The organism is Massilia sp. LXY-5 (assembly GCF_059801075.1).
In genome coordinates this window covers 1036695-1059914 of record NZ_JBNNEH010000002.1, presented here as the reverse complement: position 1 = coordinate 1059914, position 23220 = coordinate 1036695, and the positions used below count along the sequence as shown (strand labels likewise).

General features: G+C 64.5%; 20 protein-coding genes, 1 tRNA gene and 1 pseudogene. 7 read left to right on the top strand and 15 right to left on the bottom strand.

What is annotated here, in order from left to right; translation table 11 throughout:
• The first annotated feature begins 8 nt into the window (after positions 1–8).
• Genes ACI48I_RS08355 through ACI48I_RS08345 form a run of 3 tightly spaced genes read left to right on the top strand, consistent with a single transcriptional unit; the run spans position 9 to position 4983 of the window.
• Positions 9–1094 carry a PilW family protein gene (locus ACI48I_RS08355; RefSeq protein WP_498573880.1) on the top strand — a complete coding sequence of 362 codons (1086 nt, stop codon included), beginning with the start codon at positions 9–11 and terminating at the stop codon, positions 1092–1094.
• Positions 1091–1660, top strand: a complete 570-nt coding sequence (locus ACI48I_RS08350) for a hypothetical protein (protein WP_498573879.1) — start codon at positions 1091–1093, stop codon at positions 1658–1660. Before ACI48I_RS08355 ends, ACI48I_RS08350 begins: the two co-directional genes overlap by 4 nt.
• 14 nt (positions 1661–1674) lie before the next feature.
• Positions 1675–4983 carry a pilus assembly protein gene (locus ACI48I_RS08345; protein ID WP_498573878.1) on the top strand — a complete coding sequence of 1103 codons (3309 nt, stop codon included), beginning with the start codon at positions 1675–1677 and terminating at the stop codon, positions 4981–4983.
• Here ACI48I_RS08345 and ACI48I_RS08340 read toward each other — a convergent pair.
• On the bottom strand, positions 4980–6311 hold the full coding sequence (locus tag ACI48I_RS08340; protein WP_498573877.1) for an ATP-binding protein: 1332 nt from the start codon (positions 6309–6311) through the stop codon (positions 4980–4982). The genes ACI48I_RS08345 and ACI48I_RS08340 overlap by 4 nt on opposite strands.
• Entirely contained in the window at positions 6308–6979 is a 672-nt protein-coding gene (locus tag ACI48I_RS08335) for a response regulator transcription factor (protein ID WP_498573876.1), read from the bottom strand. Before ACI48I_RS08335 ends, ACI48I_RS08340 begins: the two co-directional genes overlap by 4 nt.
• Positions 6980–7256: 277 nt before the next feature.
• On the opposite strand from ACI48I_RS08335, the gene ACI48I_RS08330 reads away from it, so the two are divergent.
• On the top strand, positions 7257–8066 hold the full coding sequence (locus ACI48I_RS08330) for a Crp/Fnr family transcriptional regulator (RefSeq protein ID WP_193685429.1): 810 nt from the start codon (positions 7257–7259) through the stop codon (positions 8064–8066).
• 312 nt (positions 8067–8378) lie between these two features.
• Positions 8379–8536 (top strand): annotated as a pseudogene (locus ACI48I_RS08325) (IS1595 family transposase); the annotation flags it as partial.
• Positions 8537–8566: 30 nt separating this feature from the next.
• Here ACI48I_RS08325 and ACI48I_RS08320 read toward each other — a convergent pair.
• The 11 genes from ACI48I_RS08320 to ACI48I_RS08270 all read right to left on the bottom strand — a co-directional run bounded on the left by ACI48I_RS08320 (position 8567) and on the right by ACI48I_RS08270 (position 19449).
• Complete coding sequence (locus ACI48I_RS08320; protein WP_498573875.1) at positions 8567–10036, bottom strand: CHASE3 domain-containing protein; 1470 nt, start codon at positions 10034–10036, stop codon at positions 8567–8569.
• 273 nt (positions 10037–10309) lie between these two features.
• Positions 10310–10942, bottom strand: a complete 633-nt coding sequence (locus ACI48I_RS08315; protein WP_056334485.1) for a response regulator — start codon at positions 10940–10942, stop codon at positions 10310–10312.
• Between the two features lie 274 nt (positions 10943–11216).
• Positions 11217–11630 carry a MerR family transcriptional regulator gene (locus ACI48I_RS08310; RefSeq protein ID WP_193685427.1) on the bottom strand — a complete coding sequence of 138 codons (414 nt, stop codon included), beginning with the start codon at positions 11628–11630 and terminating at the stop codon, positions 11217–11219.
• 32 nt (positions 11631–11662) lie between these two features.
• A complete protein-coding gene (locus ACI48I_RS08305) occupies positions 11663–12016 on the bottom strand; it encodes an integration host factor subunit alpha (protein ID WP_193685426.1) in 354 nt (117 codons plus the stop codon).
• Positions 12017–12125: 109 nt separating this feature from the next.
• Positions 12126–14552, bottom strand: coding sequence for a phenylalanine--tRNA ligase subunit beta (pheT, locus tag ACI48I_RS08300; RefSeq protein WP_498573874.1), 2427 nt, complete (start codon positions 14550–14552; stop codon positions 12126–12128).
• A gap of 60 nt (positions 14553–14612) precedes the next feature.
• Complete coding sequence (gene pheS / locus ACI48I_RS08295; RefSeq protein WP_498573873.1) at positions 14613–15629, bottom strand: phenylalanine--tRNA ligase subunit alpha; 1017 nt, start codon at positions 15627–15629, stop codon at positions 14613–14615.
• A 177-nt stretch (positions 15630–15806) separates the two neighbouring features.
• Positions 15807–16166: a 50S ribosomal protein L20 gene (gene rplT, locus ACI48I_RS08290; RefSeq protein WP_056334468.1), complete on the bottom strand. Its 360-nt coding sequence runs from the start codon at positions 16164–16166 to the stop codon at positions 15807–15809.
• Between the two features lie 20 nt (positions 16167–16186).
• Entirely contained in the window at positions 16187–16384 is a 198-nt protein-coding gene (rpmI, locus tag ACI48I_RS08285) for a 50S ribosomal protein L35 (RefSeq protein WP_026354218.1), read from the bottom strand.
• Positions 16385–16675: 291 nt separating this feature from the next.
• A complete protein-coding gene (infC, locus tag ACI48I_RS08280) occupies positions 16676–17224 on the bottom strand; it encodes a translation initiation factor IF-3 (RefSeq protein WP_227496758.1) in 549 nt (182 codons plus the stop codon).
• Positions 17225–17245: 21 nt separating this feature from the next.
• Entirely contained in the window at positions 17246–19156 is a 1911-nt protein-coding gene (thrS, locus tag ACI48I_RS08275; RefSeq protein ID WP_498573872.1) for a threonine--tRNA ligase, read from the bottom strand.
• A gap of 216 nt (positions 19157–19372) precedes the next feature.
• Positions 19373–19449: transfer RNA gene (locus tag ACI48I_RS08270), tRNA-Val, on the bottom strand.
• A 126-nt stretch (positions 19450–19575) separates the two neighbouring features.
• On the opposite strand from ACI48I_RS08270, the gene ACI48I_RS08265 reads away from it, so the two are divergent.
• Together ACI48I_RS08265 and ACI48I_RS08260 are read left to right on the top strand one after the other, a co-directional pair.
• Positions 19576–20556 (top strand): cation diffusion facilitator family transporter, encoded by a 981-nt coding sequence (locus ACI48I_RS08265; protein WP_498573871.1) that lies wholly within the window; start codon positions 19576–19578, stop codon positions 20554–20556.
• 32 nt (positions 20557–20588) lie between these two features.
• Positions 20589–21548 (top strand): NAD(P)/FAD-dependent oxidoreductase, encoded by a 960-nt coding sequence (locus ACI48I_RS08260; RefSeq protein WP_498573870.1) that lies wholly within the window; start codon positions 20589–20591, stop codon positions 21546–21548.
• 110 nt (positions 21549–21658) lie between these two features.
• On the opposite strand, the gene ACI48I_RS08255 is transcribed toward ACI48I_RS08260, so the two are convergent.
• Together ACI48I_RS08255 and ACI48I_RS08250 are read right to left on the bottom strand one after the other, a co-directional pair.
• Positions 21659–22291 (bottom strand): hypothetical protein, encoded by a 633-nt coding sequence (locus tag ACI48I_RS08255; protein WP_498573869.1) that lies wholly within the window; start codon positions 22289–22291, stop codon positions 21659–21661.
• A complete protein-coding gene (locus tag ACI48I_RS08250) occupies positions 22288–23217 on the bottom strand; it encodes an MlaD family protein (RefSeq protein ID WP_498573868.1) in 930 nt (309 codons plus the stop codon). Before ACI48I_RS08250 ends, ACI48I_RS08255 begins: the two co-directional genes overlap by 4 nt.
• Positions 23218–23220: the final 3 nt, after the last annotated feature.

The following is a 23220-nucleotide window of genomic DNA, read 5'->3' as shown; positions in this document are numbered from 1 at the left end:
GAGCGGCAATGACCCGCATGCTCCCCTTGCCGTCCGCCCGCCGTGCGCGCGGCTTTTCGCTGGCCGAACTCCTGATCGCGGTGGCGATCGGCCTGGCCCTGCTCGCGGGCCTGTCCGGCATGTTCGTCAAGAACACGCGTGCCCAGGCCGAAATCGAAAAGGCGCACCGCCAGGTCGAAAACGGCCGCTATGCGATCGACCTGATGACCTCCGACCTGCGCAATGCCGGTTATTACGCCGAGTTCGATCCGACCGTGCTGGCTTCGCCGGTGGCGCTGCCGCCGCCCTGCGCCGCCAGCCTGGACGAGCTGAAGGCGGGCCTGGCGCTGGCGGTCCAGGGCGTGGACGGCGATGCCGCGGGCCTGGGCTGCCTCAAGGACGTGCGCGCCGGCACCGACGCGCTCGTGGTGCGCCATACGGCCACCTGCATCGCCGGCCAGCCCGGCTGCGATCCGGTCGCCGCCGGCGGCCCCTTCTTCCAGGCCTCGCTGTGCAGTAACGCCAGCGAACTGGACTCGCCGAACAGCGCCGATTTCTACGCCCTCACGCTCGGGACGGCCGGGCTCACCCGGCATGGACGCGACTGCACCCCGGTCGCGGCCAGCGGCACGCCCGCGGCGATCCGGCGCTATCGCACCCACATCTATTTTGTCGCCAACAACAACCAGGGCAAGGACGGCATCCCGACCCTCAAGCGCGCCGAACTGTCCAGCGATGGCGTGAACGTCGCCTGGAACATCGTGCCGCTGGCCGAAGGCATCGAGAACCTGCAGCTCGAATACGGCCTCGACCTGGCGCCCGCCGGCGGCAACGGCGTCGCCGACCTGAGCACCGCCGACCCCGCGGCCGCGTCCGGCTGCGCCGCTGCCGCCTGCGCGGTGGCGAACTGGCGCAGCGCGGTAGCGGTCAGGCTGCACGTCCTGGCGCGCAACGCCGTCGCGACCGCCGGCTACAAGGACGACAAGGTCTACGTGCTCGGCCACAAGGCCAATGGCGACGACAACAAGGTCGCCGCCACCAACGACGCATACAAGCGCCACGTCTTCCAGTCGATGGTGGCGCTTCCCAATCCGGCCGGAAGGAGGCTCCCATGACGTTCCAGCACCGCCAACGCGGCATCACCCTGATCACCGCACTGGTCATGCTGGTGCTGCTGACCCTGGTCGCGGTCACCAGCTTCAACCTCGGCAAGTCGAACCTGCAGATCGTCTCCAACATGCAGCAGCGTGACGAAGCCACGGCCGCCGCCCGCGAGACGATCGAGGAAACCATCAGCAATACCCGCTTCTTCGTCACCCCGGACTACATCCTGGCCAATCCCTGCGGCGCGCCCAACCAGCGCTGCATCGACACCAACGGCGACGGCAAGACCGACATCAAGGTGGCGATCGCGCCGAAGCCGAAATGCGTCAAGGCGCCGGTCATCAAGAACACGGCGCTCAACATGGCCGATGCCGAGGATGCCCGCTGCAGCATGGGCAGCGCCCAGAACTTCGGCGTGGCCGGCGCGGTGGACGGCAACTCGGCCTGCGCCGACAGCATCTGGGAAATCACCGCGGCGGCAACCGACGTCGAAACCGAGGCCAAGGTCGAGGTCACCCAGGGCGTTGCGGTACGCGTCGCGCGCGACGACGTGACCAACAACTGCCCCACCACGTGAAGAAAGAGAACACCATGATCCGCAGCAGCGTCACCAACACACTTGCGGGCGCGCTCGCCTGCGCACTGGCCGCCACGCCGCTGGTCGCCGGGGCCGACGACATCGACATCTTCACCGGGGCCTCGGCCGGCGCCAGCATCAACCCGCGCATCCTGATCGTGCTCGACAACACATCGAACTGGTCGCGCCAGAACCAGAAATGGCCGAGCGCCAGCCAGGGCCAGTCCGAAGTCAACGCGATCAAGCGCCTGGTGGCCGAGCTCGACGGCAGCGTCAGCCTCGGGATGATGGAATTCGTCACCGGCGGTAATGCCAACGACGACGGCGGCTTCATCCGCTATGCGGTGCGGCCGATGAACGACACCAACCGGGCCGCCTTTTCCACGCAGCTGACGACCATCTACGACAACATCACCAGTCCCGACGAAAAGCGCAACTCGAATACGCCCTACGGCAACCTGATGTACGACGTGTACAACTATTTTGCCGGCGCGAATTCGTATTCGCCGGCCGCCGTGCTGTCGACCAAGGGCGACCGCGGCGGCTACACCGCGCCCTGGTCGAAGTTCGCCTCGCCGCTCACCAGCGACAACGTCTGCGGCAAGAGTTACGTCATCTTCATCGGCAACCCGAACGCCAGCGGCCCGTCGTCCGACAGCGCGGCCAACACCGCGCTGCTGACCGCGCTCAACGACAACCGCAACGCCGGCGGCAGCGTGATCCCCGTCACCCAGCTGGGGCTGCCGAACTTCTCGAGCAAGTCCATCAGCACCGCGACCACGGTCGGCACCACCACGGCCTGCTACGCCAGCGCGACCGAAGCGGCCGCCGGGCTGACCGAGTTTGCGGCAACCTGCGCCGGCTATACCGACGGCTGCAAGATCGGCGCGATCGCGGCCAGCGAGAGCGGCGTGTGCACCGGCACCAAAAGCCGTTACAGCGTGGACGCCACCGACACCATCATCACCAACGTCCCCACCGGCACCTACAGCACCGACACCGGTCCGCGCAACGCCGACGAATGGGCGCGCCTGCTGCACGACCGCGGCATCCCGGTCGCGGGCAGCACCGTCCGCCCCTCGGTGTCGACCTACACCATCGACGTCTACAACGCCCAGCCGAACGCGGAACATACCTCGCTGATGCTGAGCATGGCCAAGGCCGGCGGCGGCAAGTATTTCGCGGCCAGGAACGAGGAATCGATCCTGGACGCCCTCAAGGAAATCCTGATCGAGATCCAGGCGGTCAACACCAGCTTCGCCTCGACCAGCCTGCCGGTGAACGCCACCAACCGTTCGCAGAACGAAAACCAGGTCTTCATCGGCATGTTCCGTCCGGACCAGGACGCCAAGCCGCGCTGGTTCGGCAACCTGAAGCGTTACCAGCTGATCAATACCAAGGCCGGCCTCGACCTCGGCGACGCCGATGCCAAGCCCGCCGTGAATCCGCAAACGGGCTTCGTCACGCCGTGCGCGAAGAGTTACTGGACGACCGACAGCAAGAATTACTGGGGCGGCATGGGCCTGAATCCCGACCCGGCCGGCGCCTGCACGATTGCCGGCTTCGATCCCTATTCGGACGCGCCCGACGGTCCCTTCGTCGAGAAAGGCGGCGCCGCCCAGGTCCTGCGCCAGGGTAACGTCAAGGGCGGCACGGCCGCCAACAACGCGGTCAGCCGGACCGTGTACACGCAGTCCGGCTCGAAACTGGTCGACTTTTCCTCGTCCGCCGCCAGCCTCGATACGCCGCTGGTCCGGTTCATCCGCGGCGAAGACGTCAACGGCGAGAAGGCGGGCGGCGCCACCACCCGCCCGTCGATCCACGGCGACGTGATCCATTCGCGCCCGCTGCCGATCAACTATGGCGAGAACGGCGTCACCGTGTTCTACGGCGCCAACGACGGCACCCTGCGCGCGCTGGACGCCAGCTCGGGCGTCGAACGCTGGGCTTTCGTCGCCCCCGAATTCTTCCCGCGCCTGTCCCGCCTGAAGAGCAATTCGCCGCTCGTGGCCTATCCCAACCTGCCGGACGACATTACGCCCGCGCCGACTGCCAAGGATTACTTCTTCGACGGCTCCACCGGCGTCTACCAGACCGCCGACAACAAGAAGGTCTGGATCTACCCGACCATGCGGCGCGGCGGCCGCATGATCTACGCGCTCGATGTCAGCGACGTGGGCACGCCGCTGTACAAGTGGAAGGCCGGCTGCCCCAACCTCAAGAACGACACCGGCTGCACGGCGGGCATGAGCGGTATCGGCCAGACCTGGTCGACCCCGAGCGTCGCCTTCCTCAAGGGTTATTCGACGAGCAAGCCGGTGGTGGTGGTCGGCGGCGGCTACGACAGCTGCGAAGATGCCGACAGCGTCGCGCCGAACTGCAGCGCCACCAAGGGCGGCGTGGTCTATGTGCTGGACGCCGACAGCGGCGCCGTCATCCGCTCCTTCGCGACCGACCGCTCGGTCGCGGCCGACGTCGCGCTGGTCGACATCGACAACGACGCGATGCCCGACTACGCCTACGCCGCCGACACCGGCGGCAACCTGTACCGGATCGATTTCGTCGACGGCCCGGCGACGCGCAAGGAGCTCTCCGCCAGCGCCTGGACCAGCCGCAAGGTCGCGCGCACCGCCGGCGGCGGGCGCAAGTTCCTGTTCACTCCGGCCCTGCTGGCCGCCCAGGGCTATGTCTACGTCGCGCTGGGCAGCGGCGACCGCGAGCATCCGCTGTATGCGCACTATCCGTACGCGAACGTGGTCAACCGCTTCTATGTCTACAAGGACGACCTGGCCGCGGCCTCGGCGCCGGCCCAGGACCTCGACACGCTGGCCAATTACAGCACCGACCAGGGCTGCGACACGCCGCGCGTGCTGCCGACTAACGGTTTGAAGGGCTGGTTCATGGACCTGAACCAGAACGGCAAGGGCGAGCAGGTCGTGACCTCGGCGCTGATCGCGGGCGGCATGGTCACCTTCAGCACCAACCGCCCGATCGCACCCCTGGCCGGCTCCTGCAGCACGACCCTGGGCGAGGCGCGCGGCTACTGGGTCAACCTGCTCAATGCCTCCGGAGCGATCAATACCCCCGGCACCTGCGGCGCCCAGCGTTCCTCGCCTTTCGTGGGCGGCGGCCTGCCGCCCTCGCCGGTGCTGGCGAACGGCGTGCTGGTCGACGGCAAGGCCACCACGGTCGTCATCGGCGCGGTCCAGAAGGGTTCCGACAGCCCGGCCGGCGCCAGCGTGGCAATCGCCCCGCAGCGCATCCGCCCGGCCATCACCTCGAAGCGCAAGCGCACCTACTCTTACAGCTCAGGCGCGAACTAAGGCCGGCGCGGCGCGCCCGGGAACGCGACGCTGAACACGGCGCCGCCCCCAGGCGCCTCGCCCAGCGCCAGTTCGGCGCCGTGCAGGTTGGCGATATCGCGCACGATCGCCAGTCCCAGGCCGCTGCCCACGGTACCCTCGTCGAGGCGCACGAAACGTTCGAATACCTGGGCGCGCATGGCGGCCGGAATGCCCGGCCCGTTGTCTTCGACGCGCAGCAGAGCGCCGCCCTCCTCCTGGTCCTGACTGCAGCTGACCGTCACGCGTCCGCCCGGCGGCGTGTAGCGCAAGGCATTGTCGACCAGGTTGTCGACCAGGTCGCGCAGCAGGAAGCGGTCGCCGCCGAGCGGGGCCGGCGCGAGCTCGAAACCGAGGTCGATGTCCTTGGCGGCGGCCTGCTCGACGAAGGCCTGCACGGTTTCCGCCACCAGGCCCGAGAGGTCGAGCGGCGCCAGGCGCGCCCGCGCGAAGCGGTTCGGTTCGGCGCGCTCGAGCGAGAGCAGCTGGTTGGTCTGGCGGATCATGCGCTCGTTCGCGCCCAGCATCAGCTCGACCGAGCGCCGGGTGTCGGGGTCGTTCGCGTGGCGCGCCGCCAGCCATTCGAGCTGCAGGCGCAGCCCGGCCAGCGGCGTGCGCAGCTGGTGCGCCACATTCGCGCGAAATTCGTCCTGCGCGCGGGCACCGAGCTCGATCCGCCCCAGCAGCGCATTGAATGCATCGACCACGGGCACCAGTTCGCGCGGCATGCCGGCGTCGTCGAGCGGCGCCAGGTCGGCGCTGCCGCGGGCGTCGAGCCGGGCGCGCAGGCGCGCCAGCGGAGACAGGCCGTTCCCGACCGAGAACCAGACCAGGCCCACCAGCGCCAGGCTGAACACCAACTCGAGCAACACCAGCGAGCGCACGATGGCTGCCTGGACGCCCTGCCGCGCGCGGGTGGTGCGTGCCAGGCTGACGCGCAGTCCATTCGTTCCGCCCACCTCGGCCACCGCGACCCGCACCGCTTCGCCGGCCAGGCGGGCGTCGGCCAGTCCGCTGCGCAGCGGGACGGGAAGCCGCGCCGCGCCCGCCAGCAGGCGGCCGTCCCGGTCATGCAGGGCGGCCCAACCGGCTTCGCCGGCGCCATTGTCGGCCGCGATCGAGGCCAGCGCGGACGCGCCGCCGGCGCGGACACGGGAAGCGAGCGCCGCGGCATCGAGGCGCAAGCCTTCGTCGAACGCGAGCTGGGCCGGGGTCCAGGCCAGCAGGTAGGTGAGTGCGGCGGCGCCGAGGTTGACGGCCAGGATCGGGCCGACCAGCCATTTAAGGAGCCGAACCCGGATGCTCGTCATGCGGCCGGAGCGGCTTCCAGCAGGTAGCCGAAACCGCGGATGGTGCGCAAGGCGAGGCCGGCGCCATCGAGCTTCAGGCGCAGGCGCGAGACGTACACCTCGACCGCATTCAGGGTCAGGTCTTCGCCCCAGGGCGCGATGGTGTCGATGATCTGCTGCTTCGACACCACCCTCCCCGCCTGCTGCAGCAGGGATTCGAGCACGGCCCACTCGCGCGCCGAGAGTTCCAGGGCCTGGTCGCCGATGCGCGCGCGGCGCGCGCCCGAATCGAAGGCCAGGTTGCCCAGGTTGATGACGCCCGTCTTCGGTGCGTTGCGCCGCGCCAGTGCGCGAATGCGCGCCACCAGCTCGGGCGTCGCGAACGGTTTGACCAGGTAGTCGTCGGCGCCCGTCTCGAGGCCGCGCACCCGGTCTTCGACGGCGTCGCGCGCCGTGAGCAGCAGCACCGGCGTGGTGTCGCCGCGGGCGCGCAGGCGGCGCACGACTTCGAAGCCATCGATGCCGGGCAGGCCGATGTCGAGGACCGCTACCTGCGGGGGATTGCGCTGCAAGCGGGCGTCCGCCTGGAGGCCGTCGACGGCCAGTTCGACCAGCATGCCATGGCCCTGCAGGGTGCGGGTCAGGCCGTCGGCAAGGACGGCATCGTCTTCGACGAGTAGGACATGCATGCGATAAAAGGTGACTTATTGGTGGCGGACGCAGCCATTATCCGGGAATTTATTGCTCTTTGAAAAGAAAATGACGGAAAAACCCCTGATTTCGGCCATCTTCCCCAGTAGGACTGGACTGACACGACACCATGCATACTGCCTACACAGGGGCAACCCCTAATCTTATGTTCGGCAACAGACGGAACCCTTATCGTACACACATCGCGATTAAGACATTGTCAACAAAGTCTCGAACAGTCGCACTTCATGCAGTAGTTAGATAAGAGGACAGAAAATGAACAACGCTCAACTCGGTGGTGTCACGCAAAAAGCACAATCGGTCAACCAGCTTCTTTCGACCAAAGAGGATATCAAAGCGGCGTCCCGTCCAGTTGTCAGTTTCTCCGGCACCCAGCAAAACGAACTGCTGGCAGCCCTTCCCCGCCAGGACCTGGAAACCCTGTTCCAGCACCTGGAACTGGTTCCCATGCCATTCGGTAAGGAGCTCTTCGAGTATGGCAGCAAACTCGAATACGTGTATTTCCCGACGACCTCAATCGTGTCGCTGCTGTACGTGATGGAAGACGGCGCCACCACCGAGATCGCCGTCGTCGGACACGAAGGCGTGGTCGGCGTCTCCCTCTTCATGGGCGAGCGCGCCATGTGCAGCGCCGTCGTCCAGAGCGCCGGCTACGGCTACCGTCTCAAGACCCAATTCCTGCGCGATGCCTTCATGGCCGGCGGCGCCCTGCCCCAGCTGCTGATGCGCTACACCAACGCCCTGTTCGCCCAGATGGCGCAGAACGCCGTCGGCGGCCGCCACAGCTCGATCGAGCAGAAACTGTGCCGCTGGCTGCTCGACCGCCTCGACCGTTCGCCAGGCAACGAGCTGAAAGTCACCCAGGAACTCATCTCGATCATGCTGGGCGTGCGCCGCGAAAGCATCACGGCCGCCGCCGGCAAGCTGCAGGATGAAGGCCTGATCCAGTACCGCCGCGGCAACATCACGGTCCTGGACCGTGCCGGCCTGGAAGAGTATGCGGGCGAGTGCTACAAGGTGGCCAAGACCGAATACGACCGCCTGCTGATGGACGTGGCGCGTTAATCGTTCATGAAGAAGTAAACGACAATCGGCGTCCTGGACGCCGATTTTTTTTGGGCGCTGTTCGCGTTAAGTGTGGAATCTTCTTGAACGGCTGAGGTCCAACCCGGACTTCACCCGTGAGGAGGTTCGCATGCAGGCACGCAAGTTCGAGCACTTCCTGAAGAACCTGGCGGCGCTGACCCGGCGCCAGCGCGAACGGCTGCTTGGCCTGCTGCTGCCGACGGTCAAGCGCGATCGGACGGTGGACGTCATCGAACAGGCGGCAGTACCGCAACTCGCCTGTCCCGGTTGCGGCGCGAATCGCTTCCACAAGCACGGCCGCGCCAACGGCTGCAGCCGTTTCGCGGGGTTGCCAGCCGTTACCTCGGCAACTATCTCGGCTGGCGCTGGGCGCTCGACGGCGCTCGCGTCAAGACGCCGGAGGCTTTGCTGCGAGCGGCGATCGGCATATTCCACACTTAACGCGAACAGCGCCTTTTTTTGTATTCAAGTTCCCAGGTTCAGGCAGCAAACTTGCCCAGATCCTCGTTCCCCGCCGCAGGCAGGGCCGGCGCTGGGCTCGGCGGCATCAAGGCTAGCGGCCCCGCCGGCGTCATCGGCGCCGGAATCCGCGCACGCACGCAGGTTCCCACGCCGTTCACGCCACGGTCGACATCGAGTTTGCCGCCGAGCAGCAAGGCCCGCTCACGCATGCCCAATAAACCGTGCGACTTCGAACGCGTCAGCGCATCCGGCGCGATGCCGATGCCGTCGTCGGTCACCTCGAGCGCCAGGGCATCGTCTTCGCGCGCCAGGTGCACGATCACGCTGCGCGCCTGCGCATACTTGGCGATGTTGTTGAGCGACTCCTGCACGATGCGGAACAGCGCGATCGCATGCATCGGGCCGACGCTGTCGACGTCGCCATCGACCAGCACGTCGCAGTCCAGGCTGGTGACCCGGGAATAATCCTCGCAATAACTCTGCAGGGCGGCGGCCAGGCCGAGATTGTCGAGCAGGCTCGGGCGCAGGTCCTCGACGATACGGCGCTTCAGTTGCACGGTGTCTACCAGGGTTGCCCGTGCCCGCGCCAGCATGGCGGCCAGCTCGGGCCGGCTGCCGCGCAATTGCTCGCCGACGGTGGCCAGGTCCATGCCGATCGCCGTCAGGTTGGCGCCCATTTCGTCATGCAGCTCGCGCGCCAGTTTCGACTTCTCTTCTTCCGACACGTGAATCAGGTGGCGCGACAGCACGGACAATTGCTCGGTACGGCGGGCGACCGTCGATTCGAGCTGCTCGTTGGCGATCTGCAAGGCATGCTCGGCGCGCGCGCGGGCTGCAAAGCTGCGCTGCACCAATTGGTAGAACAGCAGCAGCACGGCAATCGCCGCGGCATTGATGCCGAGCCCCAGGATCACCGCGTGCCGGTATTGGTCGTAGAAAGAAGCGCTGCGCGCGTTCAGCAATTCGTTCTGTTCGCTCAGCATGATGACGACCTGCAGGCGGATCTCGTCGCTGTCGCCTTCGCCTGGGGCGCCGGTGATGGTCAGGATTTCCTTCAGGCCGCCGTCGCGGTAGATGGTCAGCGCCTCGTTCATCATGCGCATCTGGTGCTCCACCACAGCGCGAAGCTGGGCCAGGTTTTTCTGCTGGGAGGGATTGTCCGCCAACAGCGTGCTGAGTTTGCGCAGCTGCTGGTCGATCCGGGCCGGCGCGCCCTGCACCGTGCCGAGGTAGCTCGGCGAACCCGAAAGGAAATAGCCCCGCAAATTGCTTTCCGCATCCGTGACGAGCAGGTTCAGGTGCTGCAGCTCGTTGGTCACTTCGGTGGTCTGGTCCTGCAGGGAATTCGCGGCCTTCAGCCCGTCCAGGTTGCGCAGCAGGAAGATGCCGTTGACCAGCAGGATCGCCACGCAGGCGAAGCACAGCAGCGTCTTGTAGAGAGGCAGGGAGCTTGCGCGCTTCGGGAGGGGATCGGTGGAGAAGTACATCTGCTGGGTTCCTTTCGCGCAACTTGCCGGACCGCACTGATTATAGTCGCTGACGGACTTTAATGCAGCGCAGCAATGTCGTTGAGTTGAAGGGATGAGACAGATTGCACTCGCGGGCGGTTTTTCCCTGCGAAACCGGACAGGAGACGGGCCTGCTACGGATGCCGGTTCGGCGAGGTCGAACGCTGCGCGTTGACGCACGGGCGGCCGCGGGCCGCTGCGCCGGCATGGCGCCGGCAAGGGCGAGCGCCGGGCGGCGCTCGCAGCCCACTCTTAATCGAGCAGGTTGTTTTTCATTGCGTAATACGTCAGGTCGCTGTTCGACTGCAGGCCCATCTTTTCCATGATGCGGGTGCGGTAGGTCGACACGGTCTTGATCGAGAGCGAGAGCGCGTTTCCGATATCGGAAACAGTCGCGCCCTTGGCCAGGCGCAGGAATACCTGGAATTCGCGGTCCGACAGCTCGGTATGCAGGGCCGTGTTCGGATCGCGGTCGAAACTCTGCGCCAGCAATTCGCCGACGGTCGAGCTCACGTAGCGGCGGCCCTGGAACACGGTGCGCACGGCGGTCTTGAGCTCGTCCGCATCGCATTCCTTGTTCAGGTAACCGTTGGCACCCATCTTGAACAGGTTCAGCGCATATTGCTGAGCCGGATAGCCGGAAAGAATCAGCACCGGCAGGTTCGGCTGGCCCTGGCGGATGGTACGCAGAATGTCGATCCCGCTCTGGTCGGGCATGGCGATGTCGAGCAGCAGCACGTCGCAGATTTCGCGACGCGCGATGTCCAGCGCCTCGCGGCCGGTGGCGCCTTCAGCGACGACTTCGAAATCGCCGGACGAGGAGAAAATCTGTTTGAAACCTGCTCGAACTATCTGGTGGTCGTCACAAATGGCAACGCGTATCATTGTCTTCCCTTAAATTTTCCTGGCACAGGAAAGTGCCGGGGATAGCATTCCCCGGCTGTCAGGCGTTGGATTACCTAAGCCGCATGTAACATTTTAGCACTCATGCGCCCTACTACAACAGCGCACGACAGCCGTGTTAACGCTACATTAAGTCGCGAAGTCCGCCCGAACCTAGTGCGCGTTGCACTGTCGCCCTGCGCCGCCAGGGCGACAGCTCGCTGTACTCCCGTACAGCTGCGCTTCCAGGGCGACATTGCTGCCGCTCGCTACGGTTTTAACGGACCTCGTTCGCCGGCACGCCCTGCTTGCACAAGGCGACGATGTCGAGCAGTTCCGCGCGCAGCCTGGCCGTGTCGACGACGGGCGCCTCCTCGACCTGCACTTCCTCGATCCCGCCGGCCTGGTTGCTGGCGCGGCTGTCGAGCTTGTTGCGTGCACCGCTGATCGTGAAACCTTGTTCGTAGAGCAGTTCGCGGATGCGCCGGATCAGCAGCACCTCGTGGTGCTGGTAGTAACGGCGGTTACCTCGGCGTTTGACCGGCTTCAGCTGAGTAAATTCCTGTTCCCAGTAGCGCAGCACGTGCGGCTTGACGCCGCACAATTCGCTGACTTCGCCGATCGTGAAGTAGCGCTTCGCCGGGATCGGCGGCAGCGCGGTCAGTTCAATCTTGTTCGGGCGATCGTTCATGGCTCACTTTCAAACGCACTTCGCAGCCGCACTCAGGCGGCGCGCGCCAGGGATGCCGGACTGATTTCTTCAACCATGCCCTTCAGTTTCTGGCTGGCGTGGAAGGTCACGACGCGGCGCGCCGTGATCGGAATCTCTTCCCCGGTTTTTGGATTGCGGCCCGGCCGCTGCGGCTTGTCGCGCAACTGGAAGTTGCCGAAGCCGGACAGCTTGACAGCCTCGCCGCGCTCGAGCGCGTTACGGATCTCGTCGAAGAAGGTCTCGACCATGTCCTTGGCTTCGCGCTTGTTCAGGCCGACCTGCTCGAAGAGCAACTCGGCCAGCTCGGCCTTGGTAAGGGTCGGCAGGTCCTTTTCCGCTTCTTTCCGTACCCGCGCCACCTGCATCGCGCGATGCAGATCGGCCGCCAGAGCCTCCTGGAATACGGCCGAATCAACGTCGTTGTTATTAATTTTGAAGCCCTGCCTTCAGATGGACATGTTTTGGATGTAAAACTTAGCCACGCAATTTTGCGTTGTGTTTTTCTCTTGCGGCCTCGGCCACGGCAGCCATCACGGCCTCCACGACATCGTCCTGCAAGGTCGATTGAGTATCTTGCAAGCTAAAGCGGAAAGCAAGCGATTTTTCGTCCGCCTCCAGTCCCTTGCCGCGGTATTCATCAAACAAAACAACGGCTTGCACGATCTTGCCGTTCGGGTGGGCGGCAATTGCCGACTCGAACGCATCGATCACGGACTGGGCCGGAACGTCCTGTTTGACCACCAGCGCGAGGTCGCGCGTGGCGCCCGGGAACTTCGAAATCTCGGTGTAGACCGGGACCACGCGTTCCTGCAAGGCGGCGGCGTCGACTTCGAACAGCACCGGCGCCTGCGGCAGGTCGTACTTCTGCAGCCAGCGCGGATGCAGTTCGCCGATGAAGCCGACCACGCGGCCATCGAGCTCGACATTGGCGCAGCGGCCCGGGTGCAGCGCCGGGTGCTCAGCCTTGACGAAGCGTACCACACGCGGCGAAAACAGCGCTTCCAGGTCGGCTTTCACGTCGAAGTAGTCGACCGCACGGGTCGGCTGGCCCCACTGCTCGTCCGCCACCGGGCCATAGGCCATGGCGGCCACGCGCTTGGGCTGGTCGAAGCCGGCCACGCTCAGCGGACCATCGGTCGTGACGTCGTTGCGCTTGAAGATCGCGCCGACTTCGAACACGCGCACCCTGCCCGCCTTGCGGTTCAGGTTATAGCGCACGTTGGCCAGCAGGCCGCCGATCAGGGTCGAGCGCATCACGCTCATCTGGCTGGCGATCGGGTTCTGCAGCTTGATCGGGGAATCGTTGCCCGCGAAATCCTGTTCCCAGACGCTTTCCACGAAGCTCATGTTGACGACTTCCTGGTAGCCCAGATCAGCCAGCTGGTGCCGCACGGCGAACAGCGAGCGGCTGTTTTCCGGTTCGATCAGCATGGCGGATGGCGCCACCGGCGGATTGGCGGGAATGTTCTCGAAGCCATACACGCGCGCGACTTCCTCGATCAGGTCTTCCTCGATCTCGATGTCGAAACGGTAGGACGGCGCGGTGACCGCGAACTTGCCTGCCTCATGCGTGAACGGCAGGTGCAGGCGGGTGAAGATGTCGGCCACCATCTCGTCGGTAATCGGTACGCCGATGACCTTCTGGGCGCGCGCCGTGCGCAGCACGACCGGCTTGCGCTCAGGCAGGTCCGCGACCTGGTCGTCGACCGGACCGACTTTCGTATTGTCCGTGCCGCAGATCTGCAGGATCAGCGCCGTGATGCGCTCGATGTGCTCGACGGTCGTCGCATAGTCGACGCCGCGCTCGAAGCGGTGCGCCGCGTCGGTCGAGAAATTGTACTTGCGGGCACGGCCCTGGATCGCATTCGGCCACCAGAAGGCCGCTTCCAGGTAGATGTCGGTCGTGTCCAGCGTGACGGCGGTCGAGTCGCCGCCCATGATGCCGGCCAGCGATTCGATTTCCTTGTCGTCGGCAATCACGCCGACCCACTCGTCGACTTCGACGGTGTTGCCGTTCAGGAGTTTAAGGGATTCGCCTTTCTTGCCCCAACGCACGTCCAGGCTGCCGTGGATCTTGTTCATGTCGAACACGTGCGACGGACGGCCGACTTCCAGCATGACGTAGTTCGAGATGTCGACCAGGGCCGAGACCGAGCGCTGGCCCGAGCGCTCCAGGCGCTGCTTCATCCACTCCGGCGTTGCCGCTTTCGCGTTCAGGCCGCGGATCACGCGGCCGGTGAAGCGGCCGCACAGGTCGGGCGCGGAAATTTTCGCCGGCAGGATTTCATCCATTGTCACGGCAACCGGCACCGTGGTCGGCAGATGCAGCGGGGTACCGGTGAGCGCGGAGACTTCGCGCGCCACGCCCAGCACCGACAGGCAGTCCGCCTTGTTCGGGGTCAGTTTGATCGTGAACTTCAGGTCGTCCAGGCCGAGGTAGTCGCGGATGCTGGTGCCGACCGGCGCATCAGGCGGGAGTTCCATCAGGCCGCTGCTCTCTTCCGAAATTTTCAGTTCCTTGGCCGAGCACAGCATGCCCTGCGACTCGACGCCGCGCAGCTGGCCGACCTTGATTTCGAAGGGCTTGCCGTCCGCGCCCGGCGGCAGGACGGCGCCGGCCTTGGCGCAGATCGCCTTCATGCCGGCGCGCACGTTCGGTGCGCCGCAGACGATGTTCAGGAGCGTGCCGGTACCGACGTTCACCTGGCAGACGTTCAGGCGGTCCGCGTTCGGGTGTTTCGCCACTTCGACCACTTCGGCCACGACCACGTTCGAGAACGGCGGCGCGACCGGCTCGACCTCTTCGACTTCCAGGCCGGACATCGTCAGCAGGTGGGACAGTTCATCCGAAGACATTTTCGGATCGACCATGGAACGGAGCCAGTTTTCGGAGAATTGCATAATCTGTTTACCTTGTAACCGCGTGACTTATCAGGTTTTTCTTGTTGATCGACGATTGCTTCAGTTGAACTGTTTGAGGAAGCGGAGATCACCCTCGTAGAACAAGCGCAAGTCGTTGATCCCGTAACGCAGCATCGTCAGGCGCTCGAGGCCGGAGCCGAACGCGAAGCCGATGAACTTTTCCGGGTCCAGCCCGAAGTTGCGCACGACCGTCGGATGCACCTGGCCGGCGCCCGAGACTTCCAGCCAGCGGCCCTTCAGCGGACCGGAACCGAAGGCGATGTCGATCTCGGCCGACGGTTCCGTGAACGGGAAATACGACGGACGGAAGCGCACCTGCAGGTCGTCGGTCTCGAAGAAGGCCTTGACGAAGTTCAGGTAGACGCCCTTCAGGTCAGCGAAGGAAATGTCCTCGCCGATCCACAGGCCTTCGACCTGGTGGAACATCGGCGAGTGGGTGGCGTCGCTGTCGACACGGTAGGTGCGGCCCGGCGCGATCACCTTGATCGGCGGCGTATGGGTGCGCGCGTAGCGCACCTGCATCGGGCTGGTGTGGGTGCGCAGCAGCAGCGGCTTGCCGGTCGTGTCATTGCCTTCGATATAGAAGGTGTCCTGCATCGAACGCGCCGGGTGGTTTTCCGGGCTGTTCAGGGCAGTGAAATTGGTCCAGTCGTTTTCGATTTCCGGGCCGTCGGCCACGTCGAAACCGATCGAGCGGAAGATCTGCTCGACGCGTTCCCAGGTGCGCATCACCGGGTGGATGCCGCCGACCGCGCGGCCGCGGCCCGGCAGGGTGACGTCGATGGCTTCCGCGTTCAGGCGGGCCTCCAGCTGGGCGTTCGCCAGCGCTTCGCGGCGGGCCGTCAGTGCCTGTTCGATTTTTTCTTTGGCGGCATTGATCAGGGCGCCCTGCGCCTTGCGCTGCTCGGGGTCGAGCTTGCCGAGGCCCTTCATCAGTTCGGTTACCTGGCCGGTCTTGCCGAGGTATTTTGCTTTTGCGTTTTCCAGCGCGGCCGCGTCAGGGGCGGCGCCAAAGTCAGCCTGGGCCGAGACGACGAGTTCTTCGAGCGAGTTCATGCTTGTTCTTGTCCTGTATTGGGTGGCAGGGGCCACGGGTGAGCCGGAGAATTGTCGCATTAATGCAACGCGTTAGCAAATTCACAGGGACCCATAATCAAAAACGGGGCACAGGTTTGCACCTTGCCCCGCTCTTTTTGCGCTACGTTACCGCAGCGCTTTGCTAGCAGACTGCTATCAGGCAGCCAGCTTGGCCTGGACGGCGGCGACAATCGCGGCGAACGCCGGCTTGTCGTGCACGGCCATATCGGCCAGGACCTTACGGTCCAGTTCAATCGCGGCTTTTTTCAGGCCGTTCATGAACGCGCTGTAGGTCATGCCGTGCGAACGCGAAGCCGCGTTGATACGGGTGATCCACAGTGCGCGGAAGACGCGCTTCTTGTTGCGGCGGTCGCGGTATGCGTACTGGCCAGCGCGCATGACTGCTTGCTTGGCAATACGGAATACTTTTGAGCGACGGCCACGGTAGCCTTTGGCAAGCTCAAGAACTTTCTTATGACGGGCACGTGCAGTAACCCCACGTTTTACTCGAGGCATATTAGCTCCTTAGTGTGAGATTAAGCAGATGGCATCATGCGGTAGACGCTGGTCACGTCCGACGCATTGATGTTACGGGTGCCGCGCAGCTGACGCTTGTTCTTGGTGGTCTTCTTGGTCAGGATGTGACGCTTGAACGCCATACCCGATTTCACAGTACCGCCCGGACGCACGCGAAAACGCTTCTTCGCGCTGCTTTTGGTTTTCATTTTTGGCATAGTCATCTGCCCTTGCGGACAGCCTCATATGTGACAGGATTGCAGGTGGCAGCAACGCTGCTCTTGGATGCCTACTTTCACTTGTCTTGCAGCGCATGCGAGTGCGCTACAACCTGCTTCTAAAAACAGGAACCGCAGATTCTAACACAGCTTAGTGAGGAAGGTGTTGCCGAGGTAGCGCGAATACCGCCATGTGAGCCAACATTCGCCACAAAAACGGCACAGGGCCGAGCCCGGTGTTGCAGTTCGACTGCAACACCGGACCCGGCCCTGTTACTACCAATCGAAGAATTATTTCTTCTTCTTCGGCGCGATAATCATGATCATCTGGCGGCCTTCCATCTTCGGGAACTGCTCGACCTGGCCATACGGCTCCAGGTCACCCTTCAGACGTTCGAGCATGCGGAAGCCGATATCCTGGTGCGCCATTTCGCGACCGCGGAAGCGCAGCGTGATCTTGGTCTTGTCGCCTTCGTCGAGGAACTTGATGAGGTTACGCAGCTTGATGCTGTAATCGCCTTCATCCGTACCCGGACGGAATTTGACTTCCTTGACCTGGATGATCTTCTGCTTCAGCTTGGCTTCGTGCGCCTTCTTCTGCTCGGAGTACTTGAACTTGCCGTAATCCATGAGGCGGCAGACCGGTGGAACCGCGTTCGGCGCGATTTCCACGAGGTCGACGTTCTTTTCCTCGGCCAGGCGAAACGCCTCGGCCAGGCTCACAATGCCCAGCGGCTCATTGTCGACTCCGGACAAACGCATTTCCGGATGGTTGATTTCGCCATTGATGCGATGCGACGACTTGTCAGTAGCTATGTTGTTTCCTTTTAATGTCTGAATAACCGGCCGGCTTAGTTTGGCTTATTTGGCTTTCGATGCCACTTCGCCAAGCAGGCGCTCGATCAGGGCGTCGACGGACATGGTGCCCAAGTCGACATTGCCCCGTGCGCGCACGGCCACGGTGTTTGCTTCACGTTCCTTGTCGCCAACAACTAGAATATATGGCAACTTTTGGACGGAATGTTCTCGTATTTTATAGGTAATCTTCTCGTTCCGCAAATCAGCGTGAACGCGCAGGCCGGCTTTCTTCAGGCGGTCCTGCACCTCTTTTACGTAATCGGCCTGGGCATCGGAGATGTTGAGAACAGCCACTTGCACCGGCGCCAACCAGAGCGGCAGCGCGCCCGCATAGTTCTCGATCAGGATGCCGATGAAGCGCTCCATCGAGCCGACGATCGCGCGGTGCAGCATCACCGGCACCTTGCGGGTGTTGTCTTCGGCGACATATTCGGCACCGAGGCGGCCCGGCATCGAGAAGTCGACCTGCATCGTCCCGACCTGCCATGGACGGCCGAGGCTATCCTTCAGGTGGTACTCGATCTTCGGACCGTAGAAGGCGCCCTCGCCAGGCAGCTCCGTCCACTCCACGCCACAGGCGCGCAGGGCCGAGCGCAGCGCTTCTTCCGCTTCGTCCCAGATCTCGTCGGAACCGATGCGGCTGTCCGGACGCAGGGCCAGCTTGACGTCGATGTTGTTGAAGCCGAAGTCGTCGTACACCTGCATCGCCTGCGAGTGGAAGGCGGTGACTTCCGATTCGATCTGCTCTTCGGTACAGAACACGTGGCCGTCGTCCTGGGTGAAGCCGCGCACGCGCATGATGCCGTGCAGCGCGCCCGAGGACTCGTTGCGGTGGCACTGGCCGAACTCGCCGTAGCGCAGCGGCAGGTCGCGGTAGCTCTTCATGCCCGAGTTATAGATCTGCACGTGGCCCGGGCAGTTCATCGGCTTCAATGCATACGAACGGTTTTCCGACTCAGTCGTGAACATGTTCTCGCGATAATTGTCCCAGTGACCGGTCTTCTGCCACAGGGTGACGTCGAGGATCTGCGGCGCTTTTACTTCGTCGTAACCGTTGACCTGGTATTTGTGGCGCATGTACTGCTCCACCTGCTGCCAGATGGTCCAGCCCTTCGGATGCCAGAAGATCAGGCCCGGCGCTTCTTCCTGGAAGTGGAACAGGTCGAGTGCCTTGCCGAGTTTCCGGTGGTCGCGCTTTTCCGCCTCTTCCAGCATGTGCAGGTATTGCTCCTGGTCTTCCTTTTTCGCCCAGGCGGTGCCGTAGACGCGCTGCAGCATCTCGTTGTTCGAGTCGCCGCGCCAGTAGGCGCCGGCCAGCTTCATCAGCTTGAAAACTTTCAGCTTGCCGGTCGAGGGCACGTGCGGACCGCGGCAGAGGTCGGTGAAATTGCCTTCGGCGTACAGCGAGACATCCTCGTTCGCCGGGATCGAGGCGATGATCTCGGCTTTATATTCTTCGCCGATCGACTTGAAATAGGCGACGGCCTCGTCGCGCGGCAGGACGCGGCGGGTCACCGGCTCGTCGCGCTTGGCGATTTCCGCCATTTTCTTTTCAATCTTCGCCAGGTCTTCCGGGGTGAACGGGCGCTTGTACGAGAAGTCGTAATAGAAGCCGTTTTCGATCACCGGGCCGATCGTGACCTGGGCTTCCGGGAACAGTTCCTTCACCGCATAGGCCAGCAGGTGGGCGGTCGAGTGACGGATCACGTCCAGGCCTTCGGGATCCTTGTCGGTCACGATGGCAAGATCGGCATCCTGCTCGATCAGGAAGGAGGTGTCGACCACTTTACCGTCGACCTTGCCGGCGAGCGCCGCCCTGGCAAGGCTCGGGGCGATGCTGGTCGCCACCTGGGCAACCGTCACGGGGCCGTCGAACTGACGGCTGGAGCCATCGGGAAGTCGCACGTTAAGCATAGTGATCTCCATTTGGCGCGGACGCCGCAGATATTGAAATTCGTTGAAAAATTTGAAACTTGAAGTCGATGGACGAAAAAAAACGCGGGCTAGCCGCGTTGATTTCAGTGTGTCGAGCAAAAGAACACCATACCGCGTCTAGCGATTCCCCCACAACTTCGTTGTAGTTCGCGGTGTCATAACCGTAGGTGCCTTTCTCGCTCTTACTTAATGTTCTGGTGGGCGGTGCAGAATTCGAATCTGCGACCCCTTGGATGTCGACCAAGTATTCTAACCAGCTGAACTAACCGCCCAATGACGTGCATTATAGGGGGTGCGCCGCCGTCACGCAAGGCTTGTCCGGAATTTAGTGGAGAGACGGCAAACTTGTTCCCCTGCTTCCGCTACACTGCCGTCTGTTCCAATTGAATGAATCACCCATGCCTTCCGATCACGCCACCCCGACTTCCGACCACCTGCACGCCCACCTCGACGGCGACGCCAGCCATGGCCATTTCATCGAGGCGCGCAGCCAGAAGGCGCTCGGCATCGCGCTCGCGATGACCCTGCTGTTCGCGCTGATCGAAGTCGTCACCGGCTTCATGTCGAACTCGCTGGCACTGATCTCGGACGCCGGCCACATGGTCACCGACGCCGCCGCCCTCGGCCTGGCCCTGCTGGCCCAGCTGATCGCCAAGCGCCCGCCCTCCTCGCGCCACTCCTTCGGCTTCGTGCGCGCCGAGGCGCTGGCCGCCTTCGTCAACAGCCTCGCCATGCTGGCCCTGGTGGCCTGGATCGTCTGGGAAGCGGCCCACCGCCTGGCGCATCCGCAAGCCGTGCAGGGCGGCGTGGTGCTGGTCGTGGCCGCGATCGGTGCCGCCATCAACCTGATCGTGGCCTATGTCCTCTCGCGCGACAGCGAGAGCATCAATACCCGCGCGGCCCTGGTCAACGTGATGGGCGACCTGCTCGGTTCGGTGGCCGCGATCGCCGCCGGCGCCATCATTTACTTTACGAACTGGGTCCGGATCGACCCCATCCTGTCGATCTTCGTGTCGCTGCTGATCCTGAAATCGACCTGGGGCATCCTGCGCGAGTCCTACCACTTCCTGATGGAAGGCGTGCCGCATCACATCGATTACCTGCAGGTAGGCGCGGACGTGGCCGACGTCGACGGCGTGCTGTCGGTGCACGACCTGCACGTCTGGGACATGTCGCCCGGCCACCCTGCCCTGATCGGCCACCTCGAGATCCGCGACCTGGCCGAATGGCCGGCCGTGCTGCGGCGGGTGCGCGACATGCTGCTTGAAAAGCACGGGATCGACCACGTGACGCTGCAGCCCGAAGCGCTGGACGGGCTGCCCCTCGATGCCGGGCACTGTAAGCCTGCTCTTACCCGGCCTGGGCACGCGCGCCGATAGGCCGCTCGCTTGTCCCTTCCGATAATGGAGGGATGAGCGAACTTATCGAACATCCCAACGGCCACGTCTTCGACACCCTGATCATCGGCGGCGGCCCCGGCGGACTGACGGCCGCCATCTACCTGCGCCGCTTCACGCGCAACATCGTGGTCGTCGACAAGGGCAACAGCCGCCTGTGCCTGATCCCCGTCTCGCACAACTACCCGGGCTTCCCGGAAGGCGTGCCCGGCGGCGAACTGCTGGTCAACCTGACGCACCAGTTGAGGAACTACGGCGGCGACGTCCTGCACGGCGAGATCACCGGCCTGCGCCTGGAAGACGGGCATTTCGTCGGCGACTACCTCGACGACGCAGGTGCAACCCGCGAGATCCGCGCCCTGACCGTGCTGCTGGCCACCGGTGTTGCGGACGCCGGCCTGCCGATCGAGAACTGGCGCGAAGCCGTGGCCTGCGGCGCGGTGCGCCTGTGCCCGGTGTGCGACGGCTACGACGTGATGGACCGGCGCATCGCCGTCGTCACCAACGAGACCAACCCGGTCGGGCACGCGCTCTTCATGCGCTCGTTCAGCGCGGAGGTCACGCTGTTCGACCGCGGGGAAAAATCGATGCTGAACGACGACGAGCGCAGGCAGATCGAGGCCGCCGGCGTGCGCTACATCGAGTCGCCGCTGCTGGGCGTGTCGATGAGCGAGGAAATGAAACCCATCCTGAATACGGCGGACGGCGAGAGCCGCGAGTTCGACGTGTTCTATCCGATGCTGGGCGAGTCGGCGCGCTCCGGGCTGGCGTCGAACCTGGGCGTGGAGACGGCCGAATGCGACAAGATCGTGGTCGACGACCACCAGCGCACCGCGGTGCCGGGCCTGTATGCGATCGGCGACGTGGTGCGCGGCCTGAACCAGATTGCGGTGGCGGCGGGACAGGCGGCGATTGCGGCGACCGCGATTCATAATGCCCTGCCGTGGAGCTTGCGGCCGAAAAAGAAGGCGTAACCGGCCGTGCATGCGCTGGCTGAACGCGTGGGCAGGAGACCTGCCCACCCTACGGTGCGCACCGGACGCAGGGTGAGCGGGTTCCACGCACGCCAGCCGGCGCGGAAGGCTTATCTGGTCCCCGACGCCAACGCAATCCTGCGCTTGATCTGCTCGAGCGCTGCCGTATTCCCCGCCGCCTGCGCCCGCTTCTCCTGCACCCCGAGCCACATCAGCAAGGGCCGTCTCCACCCCTGCGCGGACGCGGTCTCGGTCGCCGCCTCGACCTCCGCCGGCTTGATCCGCCCCGCCTTGAACAGCGCTCCCGCCGCGACCAGCTTCGACAAGGGATCGGCCACGCCTGCCATCGAACCGCTGCCGACCACCGCCCGATGCTGCTCCGGCAGCGCCGCCACATCCAGCCCTTCCCAGCGCCCGGCGAGATAGGCCGCATACGCCCGCTGCTGCGCATTCGCATCCGTCGCCAGGGCCGCGAATCCGGGGCAATCATCGAATTCGAGCGAGGCCGCCAGCGTCGCGCAGCGCACCAGCTCCACCTGGGCGACCAGGTCGGCGCGGCCCGTGCTGGCGGTTTCGCGCCGCGCCCGCGCAAACTCCGCGTTGGCGGCCGCCGTATTCCCGCGCAGGTAGTCGTCCGTAAAACCGTCGAGCGCATCCCTGGCGTTCGGCTGCCAGCTCGGCGGCGCGGGCTTGCTGGCGCAGCCGGCCAGCACCAGCGCAATCGTCAAGGTCGCAAATTTCATGGCAGCTTGATCTCCTCGTTCTTGCCGGCGAACGGCCACTTGCGGTTGATCTGGTCGACCAGGCGGTTCACCTTGCGCAGGCTGGCGTCGACTTCGCCGCGCAGCGCGCCCAGGTCTTCGGTGGCCACGCGCGCATTCGCGCCGACCGCCTGGGCCTCGACCAGCACCGCGTCGACGCGTTTCAGGGTGCCGCGCGCATCCTGCAGCACGCCCTGCAGCTCGACCACCGCCGCCTGCGCATCGTCGACGACGCCCTTCTTGCCATACAGGCGCTGGTCGGTTTTCGCCAGCAGCCCGTCCAGGCGCTGCAGCGTGCCCACGAATTTCTTCGCTTCCTCGTCGCCCAGCGCGCCGCTCAGCAGGCCGTATTTCCCGGAAAGGCGGCCGGTCAGGGTCTGCAGGTTCTCCAGGCTGCCGGCCACGCTCGATCCTTCCTGCGTCAGGCTCTCCAGGTTGTTCAGGAGCGAACGGGCGGTGGCCACCAGTCCCGGAATCTCGGCCGTGACGTCGCCGCGCAGGACGGGACGCACCGCGCCGTCCGGCAAGGGGGCGTCGTCGAGCACGCCGGTAAAGGCGCGCAGCCGCGTTTCGCCGACCACGCTGCGCTCGAGCGTGAAGACGGACGAGGCCCGCAGCCATTTGGCGTCGGACCTGGAGACGTCGATCTGGATCTGCACCTTGCCGTCCTTCGCCAGGTCGACCAGGCGCACGCGCCCGATCGGGAAGCCGGCGAAGGTCATGTCCATGCCGGGGATGACGCCTTCCGAATTCTCGGTCGTCAGCACCAGCTTCTGGGTCGGCTCGAACACGCCGCGCGCGTACATCACGTACAGGACAAAGGCGATGATGAGCAAGGAGACGAGACCCAGCAGGATCATCGCCTTGGTTTCCACGTGGGCCGGTTCGTCGGGAGTCGTATCGATCATGGG